At 66.1% G+C, this 18,006-nt stretch carries 20 protein-coding genes; 11 read left to right on the plus strand and 9 right to left on the minus strand.

Annotated features, from left to right (window positions below; all coding sequences use genetic code 11):
• The first annotated feature begins 766 nt into the window (after positions 1 to 766).
• The 3 genes from MUH00_RS17810 (at position 767) to MUH00_RS17820 (ending at position 2,398) form a co-directional block, all read left to right on the plus strand.
• Positions 767 to 1,297 (plus strand): calcium-binding protein, encoded by a 531-nt coding sequence (locus MUH00_RS17810; RefSeq protein WP_247000886.1) that lies wholly within the window; start codon positions 767 to 769, stop codon positions 1,295 to 1,297.
• On the plus strand, positions 1,297 to 1,629 hold the full coding sequence (locus MUH00_RS17815; protein WP_247000888.1) for a hypothetical protein: 333 nt from the start codon (positions 1,297 to 1,299) through the stop codon (positions 1,627 to 1,629). Before MUH00_RS17810 ends, MUH00_RS17815 begins: the two co-directional genes overlap by 1 nt.
• Positions 1,630 to 1,783: 154 nt before the next feature.
• Positions 1,784 to 2,398, plus strand: a complete 615-nt coding sequence (locus tag MUH00_RS17820) for a hypothetical protein (protein WP_247000890.1) — start codon at positions 1,784 to 1,786, stop codon at positions 2,396 to 2,398.
• Positions 2,399 to 2,546: 148 nt separating this feature from the next.
• On the opposite strand, the gene MUH00_RS17825 is transcribed toward MUH00_RS17820, so the two are convergent.
• The 3 genes from MUH00_RS17825 to MUH00_RS17835 all read right to left on the minus strand — a co-directional run bounded on the left by MUH00_RS17825 (position 2,547) and on the right by MUH00_RS17835 (position 5,022).
• Complete coding sequence (locus tag MUH00_RS17825; RefSeq protein WP_247000892.1) at positions 2,547 to 3,473, minus strand: ketopantoate reductase family protein; 927 nt, start codon at positions 3,471 to 3,473, stop codon at positions 2,547 to 2,549.
• A gap of 77 nt (positions 3,474 to 3,550) precedes the next feature.
• Complete coding sequence (locus MUH00_RS17830; RefSeq protein WP_247000894.1) at positions 3,551 to 4,114, minus strand: DUF7122 family protein; 564 nt, start codon at positions 4,112 to 4,114, stop codon at positions 3,551 to 3,553.
• Entirely contained in the window at positions 4,114 to 5,022 is a 909-nt protein-coding gene (locus MUH00_RS17835; protein WP_247000896.1) for an RsmB/NOP family class I SAM-dependent RNA methyltransferase, read from the minus strand. Before MUH00_RS17835 ends, MUH00_RS17830 begins: the two co-directional genes overlap by 1 nt.
• 122 nt (positions 5,023 to 5,144) lie before the next feature.
• On the opposite strand from MUH00_RS17835, the gene MUH00_RS17840 reads away from it, so the two are divergent.
• The 6 genes from MUH00_RS17840 to MUH00_RS17865 all read left to right on the plus strand — a co-directional run bounded on the left by MUH00_RS17840 (position 5,145) and on the right by MUH00_RS17865 (position 10,153).
• Positions 5,145 to 5,885 carry a proteasome assembly chaperone family protein gene (locus MUH00_RS17840; RefSeq protein ID WP_247000898.1) on the plus strand — a complete coding sequence of 247 codons (741 nt, stop codon included), beginning with the start codon at positions 5,145 to 5,147 and terminating at the stop codon, positions 5,883 to 5,885.
• A 118-nt stretch (positions 5,886 to 6,003) separates the two neighbouring features.
• On the plus strand, positions 6,004 to 6,486 hold the full coding sequence (locus MUH00_RS17845; protein WP_247000900.1) for a hypothetical protein: 483 nt from the start codon (positions 6,004 to 6,006) through the stop codon (positions 6,484 to 6,486).
• 102 nt (positions 6,487 to 6,588) lie between these two features.
• Positions 6,589 to 7,419 carry an aldo/keto reductase gene (locus tag MUH00_RS17850; RefSeq protein ID WP_247000902.1) on the plus strand — a complete coding sequence of 277 codons (831 nt, stop codon included), beginning with the start codon at positions 6,589 to 6,591 and terminating at the stop codon, positions 7,417 to 7,419.
• Positions 7,420 to 7,533: 114 nt separating this feature from the next.
• Positions 7,534 to 8,304: a hypothetical protein gene (locus tag MUH00_RS17855; protein ID WP_247000904.1), complete on the plus strand. Its 771-nt coding sequence runs from the start codon at positions 7,534 to 7,536 to the stop codon at positions 8,302 to 8,304.
• A gap of 91 nt (positions 8,305 to 8,395) precedes the next feature.
• Positions 8,396 to 8,587 carry a DUF7333 family protein gene (locus MUH00_RS17860; RefSeq protein WP_247000905.1) on the plus strand — a complete coding sequence of 64 codons (192 nt, stop codon included), beginning with the start codon at positions 8,396 to 8,398 and terminating at the stop codon, positions 8,585 to 8,587.
• Positions 8,588 to 8,740: 153 nt separating this feature from the next.
• Positions 8,741 to 10,153 carry an FAD-binding oxidoreductase gene (locus MUH00_RS17865; protein ID WP_247000906.1) on the plus strand — a complete coding sequence of 471 codons (1,413 nt, stop codon included), beginning with the start codon at positions 8,741 to 8,743 and terminating at the stop codon, positions 10,151 to 10,153.
• Between the two features lie 157 nt (positions 10,154 to 10,310).
• Here the strand turns inward: MUH00_RS17865 and MUH00_RS17870 are convergent, their stop codons facing one another.
• Positions 10,311 to 11,282 carry a phosphoadenosine phosphosulfate reductase family protein gene (locus MUH00_RS17870; RefSeq protein WP_247000907.1) on the minus strand — a complete coding sequence of 324 codons (972 nt, stop codon included), beginning with the start codon at positions 11,280 to 11,282 and terminating at the stop codon, positions 10,311 to 10,313.
• Positions 11,283 to 11,573: 291 nt separating this feature from the next.
• The gene (wecB, locus tag MUH00_RS17875) at positions 11,574 to 12,689 is read right to left on the minus strand and encodes a non-hydrolyzing UDP-N-acetylglucosamine 2-epimerase (RefSeq protein WP_247000908.1); all 1,116 of its coding nucleotides are present in this window, start codon (positions 12,687 to 12,689) and stop codon (positions 11,574 to 11,576) included.
• Positions 12,690 to 13,108: 419 nt separating this feature from the next.
• On the opposite strand from wecB, the gene MUH00_RS17880 reads away from it, so the two are divergent.
• On the plus strand, positions 13,109 to 13,768 hold the full coding sequence (locus tag MUH00_RS17880; protein ID WP_247000909.1) for a phosphate ABC transporter permease: 660 nt from the start codon (positions 13,109 to 13,111) through the stop codon (positions 13,766 to 13,768).
• Positions 13,769 to 13,921: 153 nt separating this feature from the next.
• Positions 13,922 to 14,251, plus strand: coding sequence for a cupin domain-containing protein (locus MUH00_RS17885; RefSeq protein WP_247000910.1), 330 nt, complete (start codon positions 13,922 to 13,924; stop codon positions 14,249 to 14,251).
• 32 nt (positions 14,252 to 14,283) lie between these two features.
• Here MUH00_RS17885 and MUH00_RS17890 read toward each other — a convergent pair whose 3' ends face one another.
• The 4 genes from MUH00_RS17890 to MUH00_RS17905 all read right to left on the minus strand — a co-directional run bounded on the left by MUH00_RS17890 (position 14,284) and on the right by MUH00_RS17905 (position 17,905).
• Positions 14,284 to 15,456 carry an SPFH domain-containing protein gene (locus tag MUH00_RS17890; protein WP_247000911.1) on the minus strand — a complete coding sequence of 391 codons (1,173 nt, stop codon included), beginning with the start codon at positions 15,454 to 15,456 and terminating at the stop codon, positions 14,284 to 14,286.
• Between the two features lie 138 nt (positions 15,457 to 15,594).
• Positions 15,595 to 16,503, minus strand: coding sequence for an AEC family transporter (locus MUH00_RS17895; RefSeq protein ID WP_247000913.1), 909 nt, complete (start codon positions 16,501 to 16,503; stop codon positions 15,595 to 15,597).
• Between the two features lie 90 nt (positions 16,504 to 16,593).
• On the minus strand, positions 16,594 to 16,833 hold the full coding sequence (locus MUH00_RS17900) for a glycine zipper 2TM domain-containing protein (RefSeq protein WP_247000915.1): 240 nt from the start codon (positions 16,831 to 16,833) through the stop codon (positions 16,594 to 16,596).
• 97 nt (positions 16,834 to 16,930) lie between these two features.
• A complete protein-coding gene (locus MUH00_RS17905; protein ID WP_247000917.1) occupies positions 16,931 to 17,905 on the minus strand; it encodes an HhH-GPD family protein in 975 nt (324 codons plus the stop codon).
• Between the last annotated feature and the right edge of the window lie 101 nt (positions 17,906 to 18,006).

Here is an 18,006-nt window from a genome sequence, read left to right on the forward strand (position 1 = left end):
TCGCCCGCACGCGGTCAGTCCGTTCGAGCGTTCTCCCGGACGTCGGTTCGCGATACCGATCGGTCGCGATACCGATCGGTCGGTGACAATACGGCGCGACCGCCACCCGCATCTCTCGGCCTATCGCTCGCTTCTCTCTTGGAGTGTGACTGTCGCCAGATCCGTCCATCAGGTCGCGGCACGTCTCGTCGCGGTCACGGTCGGATTGTTTGCTCGAAACGTGACGATTTCCGACGCTGTGACGCCCGCCGGTCGCAACTGGTAGGGTCACCGACTCGACCGGTGTAACGAAGGCGGCCCTCGGCGATCGATCGATCGCGCCCACTGCCGATTACTCCCGCGAAAAGCTGCTTTTCTCGTGACAAGAGCGACGGAGCAGTCGCCACAGGGTGCCAACGTATCGGACGAGACGCGTCGGTACGCAGCGAACGCGCTTCCGATTGCACGGTTCAATTCGCCGTTTTTCGGGCCTGAACGGTGCTGATGTCATTCCGCTCCCGACAGTTTCGGAGTAACCGAATACGAATTGATCATTTCACGGGTGGAGCTGTCAGTATCGGAAACTCGCGAGAACGACAAATTGCTTACGCGTAATCCACACCAAAACCGATCACTTGCTAATACTCCCAGCCGGAACAAATTAACCGATACGAGATGAAACGGTCGGGGGCGTTTATTCAAGAATCCGATCAAGGTTGCGTCGTCCCGTTAGGGGCGTGAGAGAATGAGCGAACAGGAACATACAGGCGAATCGAGACGGTCGTTTATGGCGAAGAGTGCCCTTACGACCGGCGCGCTCACGCTAGGTACGGCGAGTATCGGCGCGGGCGTGGCGGGCGCACAGGATGAAAGCAGCGAAGCAGCGTTCTTCGCGGACAACTACTATCCCGGCGCGAATTTCGACGTTGTCGCTCAGCTCGAAGCGAGCACGACGGTCAACACACTACAGATCGACGGAGAAACCGTCGACGAGATTTCGCAGCCCGACGAGTGGAACGGGTACATCATCCGGTACGACATCGGAGCCCAGTCGGGAATCACGACGTTCATGTTCGTCCGCAGTGCGACGCTGAGCGAGGGCGACAGCGGAACGGCCGGCGAAGACGCGTCGGTGTTGAGTTCCGAACTGAACCTCCTCACTACGTCACTGAACGGTGGCGGAGGCGGAGACGACAACGGAGACACGAACGGTGATGAGGAAATAACCGACGATGAGGACAACGGCGACCTCAACGAGAGCAACGGCGACCTCAACGAGAGCAATGGCAACCTCAACGAAAGCGAGGGTGATCAATAATGGTCCAAGATGATGATGATGATGCCCGAGTGCTCGTGTTCGCGTACGACTACGAGGCCGGAGCGGAGTTCAATGTCGTTTCGCAGCTCGAAACGAGCACGACGGTGAGCATTCTCCAGACCACCGAGGGGGAGAACGTTCCGGAGATCTCCCAACCCGACGAATACACCGGGCACGTCATCCGGTACAACGGCGACGACCCACCGTTGGCCCCGACGACGCTCCTGTTCACCCAGGACAGTGGCTTGGGCGAGGACGACAGCGGAACGCTCAGCGACGACGCGTCGATGTTCAGCACGACGCTGAATCTCCTCGAGACGTCGCTGGAATAGTCGGAGTCGCAGTATATTCTTGTTTTTACTCGACCGCTTTTCGTCGCCCGGCCGAGTTCGGTTCGGACACCGTGAGGGACCGATGAACGCGTTAAAGAGCAACTACTCCGTGTTCTCTGTCCATACGGGCGTCAACCAACGAGGGCAAATGTGAATGAACCAACGGAACCCGATACCCGATCGAAACGCGAACAGGGAGGACGAATCGCAACCGTCTACGGATGGGACCCCGAACGGGGCGATGAAACGGGGGGTGATAGCCGCCGGCGCGCTCGCCGCCGGTGCGTCCGCGCTGGATACCGGGACCTCCGAACCGTCCGAGGGATCGTCGTCCGCCGACTCGACGGACTCGGCGATCGCGGCACCCGTCGATCGACAGTCCGATCCGCTCGTTCTCGTGCCGTTACCGGATTTCAACCCGGGGCTGTCGGTCCGCGTCGTCGATCGCCTTCCCGCGCCGACGACGGTTCAACTCCTCCGGTTGCCGAACGACGAGACGGTTTCCGTTTTGACGCAACCCGACGAGTACACGGGATACGTCGTCCGCTCCGAGCCCGAGGACGAGCGCGTTCACTCGACGACGTTCGTGTTCACCCGCGGGACGCTGGAAACTGGCGGGAGGTATCGGTTCGGAACCGATGCGAAAGTGTTCAGCATGCAGTTGAACCTGTTCCGGGCGACCGCTCGACGCGTCGATTCGGACGACGGCGCGAACGGTGACGGCGGCAACTCCACGTCCGAAGAGACGAACGATTCTGGAGGAGCGTAACTGCGACTCTCGCCGGCGTTCCTCCGGTGTTCCGCCGACGCTTCCGATCGGCGTTCCGTTCTCAACTGGCGACGGTCACCGCGTCCCGGCTTCGTGACGGCGTATTCGATCGACTGAGCCGCACGCGCTACGCGGATGCTCGATCGACTCAGTCGCCGGCGTTTTTCACCGCCCACGGGCGAAGGATCGAGTAGACCGTCCGCGTCCGGGGCGCGTCGACGCCGTGCTCGTCGGCCTTCCGGACCACCGTTCCCTGGAGCGCGTCGACCTCCATTCGCTTGCCGTTGGTCATGTCGTAGTGGAGCGACGAGTACGTGTCGCGATCGAGGTCGCGCGCGAACGCGATCCAGTTGTCGATAACCTCGTCAGCGACGTGTACTCCCTCGGCGGCCGCCACCTCCTGTACTTCCTCGAGAATGCCGACGAAAAGCTCCCACGACTCGTCGACCTCGCGGATGTTGCCGATCGGGAGGCGGATCGCCGCCGTCACGCTCGACACCGCGGCGATCAGCGCGTACTTGTTCCAGAGGTCGGTCCAGATGTCCGCCGAGAGGACGCCCTCCATCCCGTCGGCCCGCTCGCAACGGTCGTGGAAACGCTCGATGCGATCGCTCCGTTCGCCGTCGAGTTCGCCGTAGACGATCCGCGCCGGCCCGTCGGTGTGTTCGATCGTGCCGGGCTCGCCGATCGTCGAGAAGATGTAGGTGACGCCGCCCAGGACGTGTTCGCGGCCGATCTCGTCGGCGAGTTTTTCCTCGTTGTCGACTCCGTTTTGGAGCGAGATCACGGCCGTCTCTTTTCCAAGCAGCGGCTCCATCCTGCGGGCTGCGGAGGCGGTGTCGAATGACTTCACGCAGAACAGGACGACGTCGCACTCGCCGACCTCGGCGGGGTCGTCCGTCGCCGGGAGGTCGACCTCGAAATCGCCGTGAATGCTCTCGACCTTCAGTCCGTCCTCCCGGAGCGCGTCGAGGTGGGGTCCTCGCGCGATCAGGTGTACGTCGGCGCCGGCATTCGCCAATCGACCGCCGAAGTACGCGCCGACGCCGCCCGCGCCGTAGACTACGATTTTCATGCAAGAGAGTGGGCGCAAGCCCACTTCAGTGTGCTGGCGCCGAATCCGATCGGTCCGGGACCCCGCTTCTAGAGTCGCTACAGGTCCCGCTGGCGCCCCTTTGGGACCACCGATCGCAGTTCGCCGTGCAGGTAGAGGCCGACGCCGAGCGGTTCCAGCCCGCCGCCCACGACGTGGCTGGCGATCAGATACCCCCAGTCGCCGTCCCACTCCAATTCCTGATCCTTGCCGGCGGCGAACCGCGCCGCGGCCTCGCGATCGAGGTCTATCACGCACTCCGTGGCGTGGCGGCCGAAGCGCTGGACGAAGTCCGTCGTCGGCTTCCAGTGTTCTTGGCGCGTTCGGAGGCAGGTCATCCCGATCGCCTCGATCTCCAGCGGCGTCGGGGCGTCCCCGGCGTAGATCCAGATCTTGCCGGCGCCTTTCTCCCAGAAGGTGTGCCCGTCGAAGGTCTCGGGTGGAATGCCGAACCGATCGGCGAAGTAGTCGACGACCTCCGCGCGGCTGACGCGCCCCTCGACCGTTCGCTCCGAGGGGGTCTCGGGGAGACGATCGAACCGCTGGCCGTCGTTCTGCTCGAGGTCGCGGCCCTCCTCGCCCGTCGCATCCGCGCCGCCGATCGCGTCCTCGCCGTCGGCCATCAGGCGGTCACCTCCAGCTTCGCGACGAAGAACCCGCCCGTATCGTTGTGGTGGGGGTAGATCCGGGCCGCCCTGGTGAGGCTCTCGTCGTACTCGTCGCCGTTCCACTCGGTGAGGCCGGGCGCGTACTCGAGGTCGAGATCGAAGTCGACGACGCGGCAATCCTCCTCGTCGAGCGCGTGCTGGACGACCGCCTCGTTCTCCTCGGGCGCGAACGTGCAGGTCGAGTAGACCACCGTGCCGCCCTCGCGGGTCGTCTGGATCGCCCGCCGGAGAATGCCCTTCTGAATTCCCGACACCGACGAGATGTGCCCCTCGGACCAGTCGTCGAGCGCGTCCGGGTTCTTCCGGATCGTCCCCTCACACGAACAGGGCGCGTCGACGAGGGCTCGATCGAACGCGTCGAAGTCGAACCGGGAGAGCGAGTAGTTTCGCGCGTCCTCGTTCGTCACCGCGACGCTCGTCGCGCCGAGACGCTCGGCGTTGAACCGCAGCGCCGAGATGCGCCCGAGGTTGCTGTCGTTGGCGACGACGGTTCCCCGATCGTCCATCAGCGCCGCGAGCTGGGTTGCCTTCCCGCCCGGGGCGGCGCAGCAGTCCCAGACGCGCTCGCCGGGTTGCGGGTCGAGGACGACCGGCGGGACGGCGGAGACCTCCTCCTGACCGTGGGTGAAGCCGTGGAACGAGGCCCGCGTCGATCCCGGCGAATCGGTGTCGAGGCGCAGCACGTGCGGATTCCAGTCGACCCGCTCGTAGCCGACGCCGTCCTCCTCGAGCGCGGCGAGCGTCCGATCGACGGAGGCCTTGATCGTGTTCACGCGAACGGCGGTGCCAAGCGCCCGCTCGCAGGCCGCGAGAAACGCCTCGAAATCGTCGACGACGGGTCGGTACCGCTCGAGTGGCTCCATTACTCGCGAGTTCGAACGGCCGGCGCTTGTGGGTTTCGAAGCGGGGACGGCTCCTGATCCGATCGATCGCTCCGGACGCCGTCGCCTGTGTTTTTATCACGCTGCCTCGCGACCGTCTCGATATGGCAGGTATCCAGCGACGGGGTCCCGAGGCGGACCTCGACGACCCGATCCTCGTCGAGGGCTTCCCGGGGCTCGGACTCGTCGGCAAGCTCGCGACCGACCACCTCGTGAACGAACTCGAGATGCGCCACTACGCCAGCGTCGACTGTGACGGGCTTCCAAAGGTCGGCGTCTACCGCGGCGGCGACCGGACCGTTCGCCCGCCCGTGCGGATCTACGTCAGCGAAGACGACGACTTGCTCGCGCTCCAGAGCGATACGCCGATCAGTTCGCAGGCGGTCGAGACGGTGGCGAACTGCGTTACGGGTTGGATCGTCTCTCGGCAGGTGACGCCGGTCTACCTCAGTGGCCTCCCCGCCGAACGGGACGACCGGCCCGACGTCTACGGCGTCGCAACCGGGAACGCGGGCGAGGCTCTCGAGCGCCACGACATCCCCGCCCCGCCGGAAGACGGCGTCGTCACCGGGCCGACCGGCGCGCTCATCAACCGGGCCGCACAGGACGGACACGACAGTTTCGGGCTGGTCGTCCAATCGAACCCGCAGTTTCCCGACCCCGAGGCCGCGAGCGTCCTGCTCGAGGACGGCATCGCGCCGATCGCCGACCTCTCGGTCGACGTTCGGGACCTGCTCGATCGGGCCGAAGAGATCAAGGAGAAGCGCGAGCAGTTCGCCCAGCAGATGCAACAGGTCGGTCAGGACGAGAGTTCTCAGGCGCAGCCGCTGCGGATGTACCAGTAGCGCCGAGACGCGGCCCGATCGGACGAGCGCGGTCCGGCGTCCGACGGCGCATCCCCGGCCCGTTCGATAGCCGTACCAGTAGGACTATTCCGGGCATCGTGGACGTTTCAGCCTGGATATGGTACGACCAAACGAGAGTGAGACCGAACCGATTCGACCGATCGACCGCCGAGACGTTCTCCGCGGAACCGCGGGTGCGGTTGCGGCCGGACTCGGCGTGGCGGCGTTCAGCGGCGGCGCCGCCGCTCACTTCCCGTCCGAACTCGACGTCGACGTCGTGGGGGCGATCAACCCCGATACGCCCGCTCGCGTTCCCGTCCGGATCCGGCGGACGGAGATCGACGGCGAGGAGTTCGATCCGACGGAACGGGATCTGCGGTACCGATTCGGGTCGCCGGACGGCGTCGCCGACGGCGGCGGCGCAACCCCGGTCGATCACGTCGAACAACCGAACGCCGTCTGGTTGTTCTTCCGGGCGGACGAGACCGGATTCGACGGCGATGACTCCACGGGCGAGTTGCGCTGGGACAAAGACGAGACGCGCGAGCACGGGTACTCAGGGACCGACAGCGTCCATATCGTCGGTCGACGATCCCGGTAGATCGTCGTACCTGATCCGTAGCCGACGCCGCTGGCGGACCGGATCCCGACTCGACTTCCGCTTTCGCAACCCCTTTTCGCATCGTTCCCCGATCGGTGGCACATGGGAGACGAACCGTCTGCGGACGCGTGTCCGACCGCGAACGGAATGCCGATGCTCGGACTGGGGACCTGGCAAAACGCCGACCCGGAGCAGTGCGCCAAGAGCGTCCGAACCGCGCTCGAGACGGGCTACCGGCACATCGACACCGCGCAGGTCTACGACAACGAAGTCGCCGTCGGCGACGGGATCGAGCGGGCCGACGTCGATCGCGAGGATGTCTTCCTCGCGACGAAGGTCTGGATCTCGAACCTCGCCTACGAGGACGTCCTCGAGACGGCTCGAGAGAGCCTCGATCGCCTCGGCGTCGACTACGTCGACCTGCTGTACGTCCACTGGCCCGCGCGGACCTACGACCCCGAAGAGACGCTCGCCGCCCTCGACGAACTGTACGACGAAGGGCTGATCGAGAACGCGGGTGTCAGCAACTTCCTCCCGGAGCAGGTGGCCGACGCAGTCGATCGTTGCGACGCGCCGATCCTGGCGAACCAGGTCGAACTTCACCCGCTGCTTCCGCAATTGGAACTGCGAGCGGCCTGCGACGAGCGCGACGTCGAGGTGGTCGCGTACTCGCCGCTGGCCCGCGGCGCCGTTTTCGACCGGCCCGCGATCCAGGACATCGCGGCGAAACACGATGCGAGCGAGGCGCAGGTCAGCCTCGCCTGGCTGCGCGAGAAGGGCGTCACCGCGATTCCGAAGGCCACGGGCGAGGCCCACATCCGAGATAACTGGGAGTCGCTGTTCGTCGACCTCGACGACGAGGACGTGGCCGCGATCGACGCGATCGAGGAGACGAACCGCGAGGTCGATCCCGGGTTCGCGCCGTGGAACTGACGCCGTTCCGGAACTGACCGCCCGACGGCGCTCGGTACGTGACGCCCCGTTCGACCTGACGTTCCCGGAGAAAAAGCAGGAAAGTTTACGGTACGCGGGCTTTTTGCCTCGCGTATGTCTACCCGCTCACGACGCGGTGGCGGTGGTGGCGTCGTCGGTGCGATCCGGACCGACTTAGAGCGGTTACACGGTGCGTGGATGGAACTTGCCTTTCCGCGACAGCGTGGCCGCGGCCACTCAGTTATGGGGAAGTGGAAACCGGAGACGCTCCCGCAGAAGCTCGGCTATCACGGCTGGAGCGTTCTCGGCACGATCGGGCTCCTGCTCCTCTATCCGTTCACCGTCATCGGCCTCGCGACCCGCTTCTACGCGGCGAAACTCGACTCGACCCGGACCAGGTTCGGAATCGTCGGCGTCACGGGCGTCGCGTTGCTCGGCTGGGGGCTGCTGACGCTCGCCTGGGGAGCGATGTCGTACACGGACCAGGTCAACATCCCCACCGACGCCGTGCTCGCGGTCGCGGCGGCGAGTGCGGTCGCGACGGTCTCGACCGCGCTCGCCGCGACCTTCTCGAAGGTCGGCGGCCGCGGCGTGACGGTCGTCCTCGCATACCCGTTCGCGATGACGGCGCTGTTTCTCCCGCCGGTCGTCGCCGCGCTCGTGACGCCCGCGCTCGAACCCTACATCCTCGAGCCGAGCTACGACTTCGCCGCCTGGGCGCTCGACAACGTCCTCGTCGTCGGCGGCGTAAACGAGTACCTGCGATCGAACTACCAGCTCGAAGGCGCCGCGTACGCGGCGATGTGGTTCGGGCTGTCGGTCCCGATCGGGTGGTTCCTCGGGATCGTCGTCGCGCTCGCGAACGTGGTGCGGCCGTCGGAGTGACAGCGCACCGCCGGTCGGATATCGATTCGACGGTTTCGAACGGACTGCCGATTCCCGGTACCATTTGGTGTCGGGCTTCGAATCGCCACGTATGGAATTCGACCTGCCGACCACGGCCGCGGCCTTCATCGCGCTGATCGCCCTCGGCGTCGTCGGAATGATCGGCGCCGATATGATGCCGACCGACACGGTTCTGATGATGGTGGCGCCCTCCATGGCGATCTTCGGCCTGCTCATGCTCCTGATCGGCGTCAAACACGGCGAGTATCGCACGACGAACTGACGCGATCGGCGTCGACGGCGTTCGGCGAGTCGTAGCGAGGAACGGAGAGCCGTCCTCGAGTCGACCCGGATGACAGTCGCGACGAGGTGCGAGACTACTTTATCCTCTCTCCCGTCGTACGCGTCTCACCCTTCTGTAAGGAGGTGCGTTCCGATGAGCAGTGACCCATCCATCCGCGAGGAAGCCGTCGTTTCCGAACTCAGAACCGCCGTCGACGGCGACGTGATCGCCCGCGCCGATCCGAACTATACCGCGGCCCGACGCCTCTGGAACGGCCGAATCGACCGCCGTCCGGCCGTCTTCGTTCGTGCCGCGTCGAGCGAGGACGTCGCCGCGGGAATCGCGATGGCCCGCGAGTACGACCTTCCGCTGTCGGTCCGGGGCGGCGGACACCACGTCACGGGGTCGGCCCTCGTCGAGGACGGGCTCGTGATCGACCTGGGCGCGATGAACGAGGTCGTAATCGATCCGGAGACTCGAACGGCGAGAGTCGGTCCCGGGTCGCGAGTATCCGACGTGCTCGACCCCGCCCAGGAGCACGGCCTCGCGCCGATCGTCGGATCGGCGGCGCAAAACGGCGTCGCCGGTTCGACGCTGGCCGGCGGCATCGGCTGGCTCCGCCGCAAGTTCGGGCTCGGTATCGACGCCCTCCGCTCCGTCGAACTCGTCACCGCCGACGGCGCCGTCCTGACTGCCAGCGAGTCCGAGAATGCGGAGCTGTTCTGGGCGGTTCGCGGCGGCGGCTCGACCGTCGGCGCGATCACGGGGTTCGAGCTGGAACTCGTCGAGGTCGGCCCCGACGTCGCCGTCGCCCAGACCGTCTATCCGATCGAAGCCGCCCGCGACGTTCTCGACGCGTACCGCGAGTACGCCGCGAACGCGCCGGACGAAGTGACGACGCTGGTCGCGGTGACGCGGGTTCCGCCGCTCCCCGAAGTCCCGCCGGAGGCCGTCGGCGCCCCGGTAGTCATGGTCTACGGCGTGTACGCCGGGCGGGTCGAAGCGGGCCGGACGGCCATGGCTCCGCTACGGGAACTCGGCGAGTCCCTGATGGACGCCAGCGGCGCACAGCCACTCGCCGAGGTTCACGAGGTGGCTCGGCTCCTGTTTCCCGACGATCGGCGCTACTCCTGGCACTCGCTGTACGCCGACGAGTTGAGCAACGACGTGATCGAGACGCTGATCGAGTCGCTGGCGACGTCGCCGTCGGACGAGAGCGACCTCTCCATCTACCACATGGGCGGGTCGATCGCCGACGTCGAACCCGATGCGAGCGCCTTCGGCTTCCGCGACGCCGACTATCTGCTGTGCGTCTCGGCCGCCTGGGAGGACGCCGAGGCGGACACGGAAAACGTCGCCTGGGCTCGCCGCGCCTGGGACGCGCTTCGAGAGCGCTCCGCGACCGTCGACGGATTCTATCCGGGCTTCCCCGGGTTCGTCGAGGGTGAGGAACGGGCTCGGATGGCGTACGGCGACAACTACGATCGGCTGGCCGCGATCGCGGCCGAGTACGACCCGGACGGCTGTTTTGGGCTATCCCCGACCGCCGAACCGTCGTCGGAGTAACCGATCGCGAACCCGAACGGCTCGCTTCCGATTTCGCGGGCGAGATTCGCGTTCAGCGGTGGACGATGTCGGTCCCGAACGCGTCGTTACAACCCGCGTTCGAAAAATGAGGCATCGACGAGGCCGCCGCGGCTGCGAGTTCGAACTCGGGGGTCGGTTACATGTAGCCGAGGTCGCGCAGGCGCTCCATCAGGTCCTCCTTGTCCTGGGCGCGGCCCGCGCGCTCGGTCGTTCCTTCGAGGTCCTGCAGCCAGGCGGGGTCGTCCTCGGTCTTCTCCGTGCTGATCTCGCTGCCGAGCGATCGGAAGCCCTCCCAGTACTTGGGCGAGACGGGGGTGTCCTCGGGCGCGAGGTCGTTCGGCAGGTCGTCCTTGCCTTCGGGGACGTAGCCCTCGTCCGGGAACGCCTCGACGGTGTCCGGGACGACGAAGTTCCAGAAGGCCTCCCAGACCGCGGCCTCGTCGAACTGGAGGATGGGCTGGACGCGGTCGTGGGGCGGGTAGATGTCCGGGTCGTGGCGCGGCGAGAAGAACGTCTCGTCGGCGCGGGCTTCCTGTTCGTCCCAGCGAACGCCAGAGAGGATGCCGTCGACGTCGTACTCCTCGAGTGCGTCGTTGAGCGCGACCGTCTTCAGCAGGTGGTTGCCGGCGTAGGTGTCGAGCAGGAACGGGAACGTGTCCTCCTCGTACTCGAGGATGTTGTCGACGTGGTGTCGGTTGTGCTCGGAGAGTTCGTCGACGGGGATGTCGTCGCCGGGTTCGAGGTCGTTCTCCTCGACGTACTGGCCGATGTCCTCGTTGCGCGCGTAGATGACCTCGAGACCCCACTCGCCGGCCCAGCGATCGACGAAGTCGTGGATCTCGTCGAAGTGCTGGTAGTGGTCGATGAAGATCGCCGGCGGCACCTCGAGATCGTACCGGTCGGCGACCTCTTTGACGAAGTAGAGCACCAGCGTCGAGTCCTTCCCGCCGGTCCACATGACCGCGGGGTTCTCGTACTGTTCGAGCCCCTGGCGGGTGACTTCGACCGCCTTCTCGATCTTGTCGTTGATGTGCGGGTAGTCTTCCGGATTTTCGCCTTCGCCGTCGGTGTAATCGACGTCTACGTAGTCGGGGAAGTTCGCTGTCATCTGGTGTAATTAGATATAATTAGGACGGTTAAACCGTTTGGGGGAGCGGAAACCTCTGACGGAACTTGGGACCGCCGAACGGTCGGACCGAACGACGATCGACCGGCGCCCGCCCTCGCTCGGTGTCGTCGATCGGTCCGCAGCTTCACCGTCGAACCGACGGCCCGAACCGATCCCGTGAGCGGTGGTCGCGCTTACCGGCCGCGATCGGACGCCTCTCGGGGTCGTCCCGAAAACCGGACATCGTCTCCGCGTCTTCGGAACCTTCATCGCCGACATCCAGTCACGGCTTCACGACAGCGGCGACGGTTCGGGATCGATCTCAGTCTCCGGTTCGCCGCTCTCGAGTTGCCGCTCTAGGAGTCCGACGATCCGCTGTCCGGCGAGGCCGTCGCCGTACGGTTGGGCGTTCGTCACCGGGTTCCGATCGGTCCGGAGCGCCCGTCGAATCCGATCGGCGTTCGGGCCGACGAGGACGTTCAAGCCACTGTCGACGGTTTCCGTCCACTCGGTTTCGTTTCGCAGCGTCACGCAGGGCGTCTCGAGGAAGAACGCTTCCTTCTGGACGCCGCCGGAATCCGTCGCGACGCGCTCGGCCGCGTCGAGCAGGCGGACGAAATCGAGGTACCCCTGCGGCTCGATCAGGTCGCACACCGCCGTCGCGCGCTCCCACAGCCCGTGCCGTTCGAGGCGATCGACCGTCCGCGGGTGCGCCGGAAACACGACCGGCAGCGGGGAGTCCGCGAAGCCGTCGAGAATCGCTTCGAGGTTCGATCGCACGTCCGTGTTGCTCTCCCGGTGGACGGTCGCCAGCACGTACTCGCCCGGTTCCAGCCCCAGATCCTCGAGAATCGTCGACCGATTCGTCGCCCGTTCGCGCGCGTCGAGGATCGCGTCGTACATCACGTCCCCCGTCCAGTGGACGCCGTCGTCGATCCCCTCCTCGGCAAGGTTCTCGACGGCGCGTTTGCTCGGGGCGAAACAGCAGTCTGCGGCGTGATCCGTCAGGATCCGGTTAATCTCCTCGGGCATGTCGCGGTTCTCGCTGCGGAGGCCGGCCTCGACGTGTGCAACGGTCACGTCGCGTTTCGAGCCGACGATCGCGCCCGCCAGCGTCGAGTTCGTGTCACCGTACAGCAGGAGGGCGTCGGGGTCGACCTCCTCGACGACCGGTTCGATCGCCGCGATCATCTTCCCCGTCTGCTCGCCGTGTGGCCCCGATCTGACGCCGAGGTTGTGCTCCGGCTCGGGGATGTCCAGTTCCTCGAAGAACACGTCCGAGAGCTCCTCGTCGTAGTGTTGACCCGTGTGAACGAGGACCTCTTCGCCCGCCGACTCGAGTTCCCTGGAGACGACGGCCGCCTTGATGAACTGCGGGCGCGCGCCGACGATCGAGCAGACCCGCATTAGCTCACCTCCGTTCCCACCGCGCCGGTTCGTACGGACCCGATCGACTCGCCGGCGAGCCGTGTCGCGGTTCCGTCGACGGGCTCGGTTCGGCCGTCCGTCCCGAGCGCAGCGAGGGGGTGTTTCCGGCCGTTCGCGACGGGTTCCGTCCTGGGAGAGAAGAAACGTTTCATGTGAAACACCGTGTAGGGACCTCTTCCAGCACTCGCTGTATAGTTAGTAGCGAGGTATTCGGCAGTAGCACGCCCTTGACAGATCGGTGCAGGTTGCGATCCCACTCCCGTACCGAACGGGTACCACGGGCCCGGTACCCGGCACAATATCGTCATCACTCGTTTCGTCCGAAGTAATCACAACATTATCATGATAGTCTCAGATCCAATTATTTATCCGATAGTGATACGTACCCCGTCGTCACGATGGATCTCGGCAGTATCGCGCTCGTGCTGGGCGGTGTAGTCCTCCTGTTCGGCGGTGCCGCGCTCTCGGTGTACGGCGTCGTGCTCCTCGGCGCCCTCCTGGGTGGCAGCGGTGGTTACCTCGCCGGTCCGACTGTCGCTGCCGCGATCGGGTTCGAGGGGATCGTCGCCGTCGCCGGATCGATCGTTCTCGGAGCCGTGGCCGGCGGCGTTCTCGGGTACGTGCTCCTTTCGGCCGCCGTGGCCGCGATGAGCTTCGTCGTCGGCACGTTCCTCGGACTGACGACGCTCGCCCCGGTGCTCGTCGACGGACCGTGGTACGTCGAGGCCGGCGCGGCGATCGCACTCGGTCTCGTCGCGGCGGTCCTCGGGGCGCTCCTGACGAAGCGGATGATGGGCCTGCTCACGGCGTTCGTCGGCGCCGCGTTCGCGTCCCGATCGATCACGATCGATCACTTCGTCGCCGCGCGGGAGGCGTTCCACCCCGAGCCCCTGCTGTTCGACGTCACCGCGCCGGCGTTTCTCGCGCTCGTCGCGCTCGGCATCTGCTCGCAGGTCGGCCTCTTCAAGTTCGGCTACGTGACGCGGATCGCCCGCCTGCTTCCCGGTTCGAAAGCCATCCCCGGACGTCGGCGCCGCGACGACTCCAAACCGACCTGAACGCGTTCGAGGACCGCTCGTAGCGTTCGTGTTGTTCAGTTCGACGGCGGCTACACGCGTGCGCGTAGAATTAGCAAAACTACAAGAGAAAGAGAGATCGGTCTCGATCGAGCCCGATCGGTCGTTTATGAGGGTTCGTCACGAACGCCGGGTATGGTGCTCGATCGATACTCCGAGGAACGAACCGACCTCGACCCGGCCGACGGCGAAGTTGAGACGGCCGAACTGGCCGTTACGGACGACGTACTCGTCAAGGCGTTCGCCCTCGGACCGAACGCGGAACTCGACCCTCACGATCACCCCGACAGCACGAACGTCTTCCACGTGCTCGAAGGGGCGGTCACGGTCGTCCGAGACGACGAGAGCGAACGAGTCGCGGCCCCCGGTGTCGTACTCCACGAACGGGGCGCCGTCCACGGAGCGCGGAACGAAACCGACGAGACGGTCGTGTTTACGGCGAGCCTCTGTCCCCTCCCGTCGTAAGCGAGTTCGCGTTTCGCACTCCCTTCGCCGTTTCAGCTCCGATCGGGGTTCGAGCCCTCGGAGTCGGATTCTGCCCCCCGATCGGGTTCGGGTCGGGGACCGGTCGACGTCTCCGAAATGCTATCGATCTCGTCGGGTTCGCTCGAAACGTCTCCCTCCTTGATGGCCTGGGCCTCCTGTTCCATCGCCTCGACGTCCAGAGTCGCCTCCTCGTCGATCTCGCCGATCATCTCGGCGATGTCGTCGAGGCCGATCAGTTCGCGGGTCTCCTCGTCGAACTCGAGGCTCTCGAGTTGGCCGTCGCCGTCCGCGACGTCGCTGCCGGTGAGGTGTCTGCCGTAGCGGCCGATCATCGAGGACAGCTCCTGCGGGAGCACGAACGTCGTCGACTCGCTCTCGCCGATCTCGGTCAGCGCGTCCATCCCCTTGTCGATCACCGCGCGTTCGCCCATCGACTCCGCCGATCGCGCGCGAAGCACGGTCGAGATGGCGTCACCCTGCGCTTCGAGGATCTGGCTCTGTTTCTCCCCCTGGGCGCGGATGATGTTCGACTGCTTGTCGCCCTCGGCCTTCTCGACGGCGCTGCGGCGTTCACCCTGCGCTTCGAGGATCATCGCCCGCCGTCTGCGCTCGGCGGAGGTTTGCTGTTCCATCGCCCCTTTGACGCCCTGCGACGGCGTCACTTCCCGGACCTCGACGCTCTCGACGCGGATCCCCCACTCGTCGGTGGGTTCGTCGAGTTCCGTCCGGATGCGCTCGTTGATCATCTCGCGCCTGCTCAGGGTGTCGTCGAGTTCCATGTCGCCGATCACGGCGCGGAGGGTCGTCTGCGCGAGGTTCGAGACCGCCCGCCGGTAATCGTCGACCTCGAGGAACGCGCGTTCGGCGTCCATCACCCTGATGTAGACGACGGCGTCGGCGGTGACGGGCGAGTTGTCCCGCGTGATCGCCTCCTGGGACGGCACGTCGATCGTCTGGGTTCGCATATCGAACGTGTACACCCGGGAAACGAACGGCGGCACGACGTTCAACCCCGGTTCGAGGAGGCCGCGGTACTCGCCGAAGATCGTCAGCGCACCCCTGTCGTACGCGTCGACGATCTCGATCATCGAGACGACGGTGACGGCCGCGACCACGAGTACGAGGCCGCCAACCAGCAGCGTCGGATCGCCGACTTGCAGGGGGAAGACGGACGAGGGGATCATCATCTACACATCGGTCTCCAGCCGAAAAACAGTTTACCCGGCATTAGTAATTACGTCCGGTCTAGCCTCGTTACGGAAGACGAGCACGGCGAGCCTTCCGCCGTTCGCGCGGGTAGTGGACGATCTACGCCTCCGTCGTCAGCCGACCAATTCGATCAGCACGAACAGCGACCCGATCGACGCGACGGTGGTGACGAAGACGTTGAGCGAGGCGAACGACGCGTCGCCGCCGAGTTCGTTCGCGAAGACGTACGTCGAGACCGCCGTCGGCGTCCCGAGCATCACGACGCTGGCGGCGAACGTGGCGGAGTCGACCGCGAGCGTCGAGAAGACGAGCCACGCGAGGACCGGCATCCACCCGATCTTGAGCGCAGCAACGGCGGCCGTCGTCCCGACGTCGACGTCCGGGAGATCGACCCGGAGCGACGCGCCGACGCAGAGCAACGCGAGCGGCAGCGCGAGCGACCCGATCGCGTCCAGGCCGGTGACGACGGGGCCGGGGATCGAGAGGCCGATCGAGCCGACCGCGAGGCCGAGGACCAGCACGGACAGCACCGGGTTCGTCAGGAGCGACCGGAGTTCGTCGGCGATCGCGGCGTCGGACCCGTTGAACGACGACAGCACCACGATCGTCAGCGGCACCTGCATCAGGGAAACGATGCCGAGGATGACGCTCGCGGCGGCCGTCACCGCGGCGTCGAACGTCGCGGCGACGAGCGGCAGCCCGAGGTAGCCGAGGTTCGAGTGATACGACTGGATGATCGCGACGCTCTGTCGCGGCCGCGAACCCCGCCCGCGGTGGACGATCCACGCCGCGCCCGCGGTGGCGAACAGGACGATCGAGAGGCCTGCGAACAGCGCCGGCGAGAGGAGGTCGCCGATCGCCTGGTCGAACGTCGAGACGAAGATGAGCGCCGGGAGCGCGACGTAGTAGGCGGTCGCGTTGAGCCGCGCGGTCCGCCCGGCGTCGAGGACGCCGATCGCGCGCAGCCCCGTTCCGAGCAACAACACGACGAGCAGCGCAGCCAGTCGAACGAGAACCTCCATGTATCCGGCCAGTCGACTCGCGGGTTTGACGGTTCGGATTCCGGCCGAAAACGCGAGGGGGTGCGACGGCCGGGATCGGATGCGGTTCGATTACCGCGCGTCGGACTCGGATTCGGAGCGGAGCCCGCGATCGGTCAGGTCGTCTACGTGTTCGCGGATCGCGTCGACGTCCTGGCGTCGCTCGCCGATCGTCGCTCCGACGAGGGCGCCGAGGGCGGCCCCGGTGCTCGCGGCGTTTCGACTGACCAGTCCGCCGACGAAGGCGCCGATCGCGGCGCCGGTCGCTGCGTATCGCGCCCGGTTCAGAACGCGCGTCACGTGGTCGAGCATGTATCGAACTTCGCGACTGTCGGTTATAAATGTACGACCTCGAATCGAGGATCGGCGGGCCGTCTCCGACGGTCGAACGGGGGCGCTCGGCCCGCCGTCACCGCCGAAGTCTGGCGACGGGCTCCCCGCCCCGGTCGTCGACCTCGACTAGCCCGTCGTCTTCGAGATCCGAGAGCAGGCCGCGGAGCCACTCCCGTCCGTACTCGCCGTCGGGGGTGTAATCGATCCGGATCCGGTGGCCGAGCGTATCGATCCCGAGTTCGTCGTACTCCCGGAGCGTCCCGACCACGCGGCCCCGGAACTGGCGACGGCTCCCCTCGAAGGAGGGCTGCGTGGGGACGTCGGGCGCCGTAAAGTCGCCGCTGGCGTAGGCGCCACACCACTCGCGCCACGGGCAGCCGACCTCGTCGCAGCGCGGCGTCTGCGTGCAGGCGACCCCGCCGAGTTCCATGATCGCGTTGTTCCAGACGCGGGACTCGCCCTCGGGCATGAGTTCGTTCGCAGCCGCCTCGAAGGCCCGATCGTCGTCCGGGATATCGAAGGCGCGGTAGGTGACCCGCTTGACGTTCGTGTCGACGACGGCGTCGCCGTTGTCGAACGCGAAACTCGCCACCGCGTTCGCGGTGTAGGGACCGACGCCCATCAGCTCCTGTAAGCCCTCGGGCGTCGTCGGGAACTCGCCGTCGAACTCCCGTTCCACCTGTCCGGCCGCCTCGTGGAGGTACTTCGCCCGGTTGTTGTAGCCGAGACTGTGGCCCGTCCAGAAGCCGACGACGTCCGCCCGATCGGCCGCCGCCAGCTCCGCGGTCGTCGGCCACCGATCGAGAAAGTCCTCCCAGGCCGCGACGACCCGATCGAGCTGGGTCTGCTGGCTCATCACCTCGCTGACGAGGATCTCGTAGGGATCGTCGGTCTCCCGCCACGGGAACGATCGGTGGTCGGCTTCGTACCACGCGATCAGCGCCTCCCGAACCGCGTCGAGGTCGTCCGGGAGCGTCCACTCACCGGTCTCGTTCGCCTCGCCGGTGCCGTCATCGTCGTCCGGCCCCCGCTCTGACTCCGCGTCGCTCATCGGTCGTGCTAGCCAACGGGACGGCTTACGTGTACTGGTCCCGATCGCGCTCTCGACCGATCGGTGCTGCGCTGTGCGGCCGGGAACGACGGCGTCGGTAA

Origin of the sequence: Halosolutus gelatinilyticus, from assembly GCF_023028105.1 — an archaeon.
GTDB lineage: Archaea > Halobacteriota > Halobacteria > Halobacteriales > Natrialbaceae > Halosolutus > Halosolutus gelatinilyticus.

Coding starts and splice junctions, on each gene's coding strand:
- MUH00_RS17815 (WP_247000888.1), top strand. CDS start 1,297: ATGGTCCAAGATGATGATGATGATGCCCGAGTGCTCGTGTTCGCGTAC.
- MUH00_RS17830 (WP_247000894.1), bottom strand. CDS start 4,114: ATGGCCGACGGCGAGGACGCGATCGGCGGCGCGGATGCGACGGGCGAG.
- MUH00_RS17825 (WP_247000892.1), bottom strand. CDS start 3,473: ATGAAAATCGTAGTCTACGGCGCGGGCGGCGTCGGCGCGTACTTCGGC.
- MUH00_RS17855 (WP_247000904.1), top strand. CDS start 7,534: ATGTCTACCCGCTCACGACGCGGTGGCGGTGGTGGCGTCGTCGGTGCG.
- wecB (WP_247000908.1), bottom strand. CDS start 12,689: ATGCGGGTCTGCTCGATCGTCGGCGCGCGCCCGCAGTTCATCAAGGCG.
- MUH00_RS17835 (WP_247000896.1), bottom strand. CDS start 5,022: ATGGAGCCACTCGAGCGGTACCGACCCGTCGTCGACGATTTCGAGGCG.
- MUH00_RS17850 (WP_247000902.1), top strand. CDS start 6,589: ATGGGAGACGAACCGTCTGCGGACGCGTGTCCGACCGCGAACGGAATG.
- MUH00_RS17905 (WP_247000917.1), bottom strand. CDS start 17,905: ATGAGCGACGCGGAGTCAGAGCGGGGGCCGGACGACGATGACGGCACC.
- MUH00_RS17860 (WP_247000905.1), top strand. CDS start 8,396: ATGGAATTCGACCTGCCGACCACGGCCGCGGCCTTCATCGCGCTGATC.
- MUH00_RS17845 (WP_247000900.1), top strand. CDS start 6,004: ATGGTACGACCAAACGAGAGTGAGACCGAACCGATTCGACCGATCGAC.
- MUH00_RS17820 (WP_247000890.1), top strand. CDS start 1,784: ATGAACCAACGGAACCCGATACCCGATCGAAACGCGAACAGGGAGGAC.
- MUH00_RS17895 (WP_247000913.1), bottom strand. CDS start 16,503: ATGGAGGTTCTCGTTCGACTGGCTGCGCTGCTCGTCGTGTTGTTGCTC.
- MUH00_RS17870 (WP_247000907.1), bottom strand. CDS start 11,282: ATGACAGCGAACTTCCCCGACTACGTAGACGTCGATTACACCGACGGC.
- MUH00_RS17890 (WP_247000911.1), bottom strand. CDS start 15,456: ATGATCCCCTCGTCCGTCTTCCCCCTGCAAGTCGGCGATCCGACGCTG.
- MUH00_RS17900 (WP_247000915.1), bottom strand. CDS start 16,833: ATGCTCGACCACGTGACGCGCGTTCTGAACCGGGCGCGATACGCAGCG.
- MUH00_RS17880 (WP_247000909.1), top strand. CDS start 13,109: ATGGATCTCGGCAGTATCGCGCTCGTGCTGGGCGGTGTAGTCCTCCTG.
- MUH00_RS17885 (WP_247000910.1), top strand. CDS start 13,922: ATGGTGCTCGATCGATACTCCGAGGAACGAACCGACCTCGACCCGGCC.
- MUH00_RS17810 (WP_247000886.1), top strand. CDS start 767: ATGGCGAAGAGTGCCCTTACGACCGGCGCGCTCACGCTAGGTACGGCG.
- MUH00_RS17865 (WP_247000906.1), top strand. CDS start 8,741: ATGAGCAGTGACCCATCCATCCGCGAGGAAGCCGTCGTTTCCGAACTC.
- MUH00_RS17840 (WP_247000898.1), top strand. CDS start 5,145: ATGGCAGGTATCCAGCGACGGGGTCCCGAGGCGGACCTCGACGACCCG.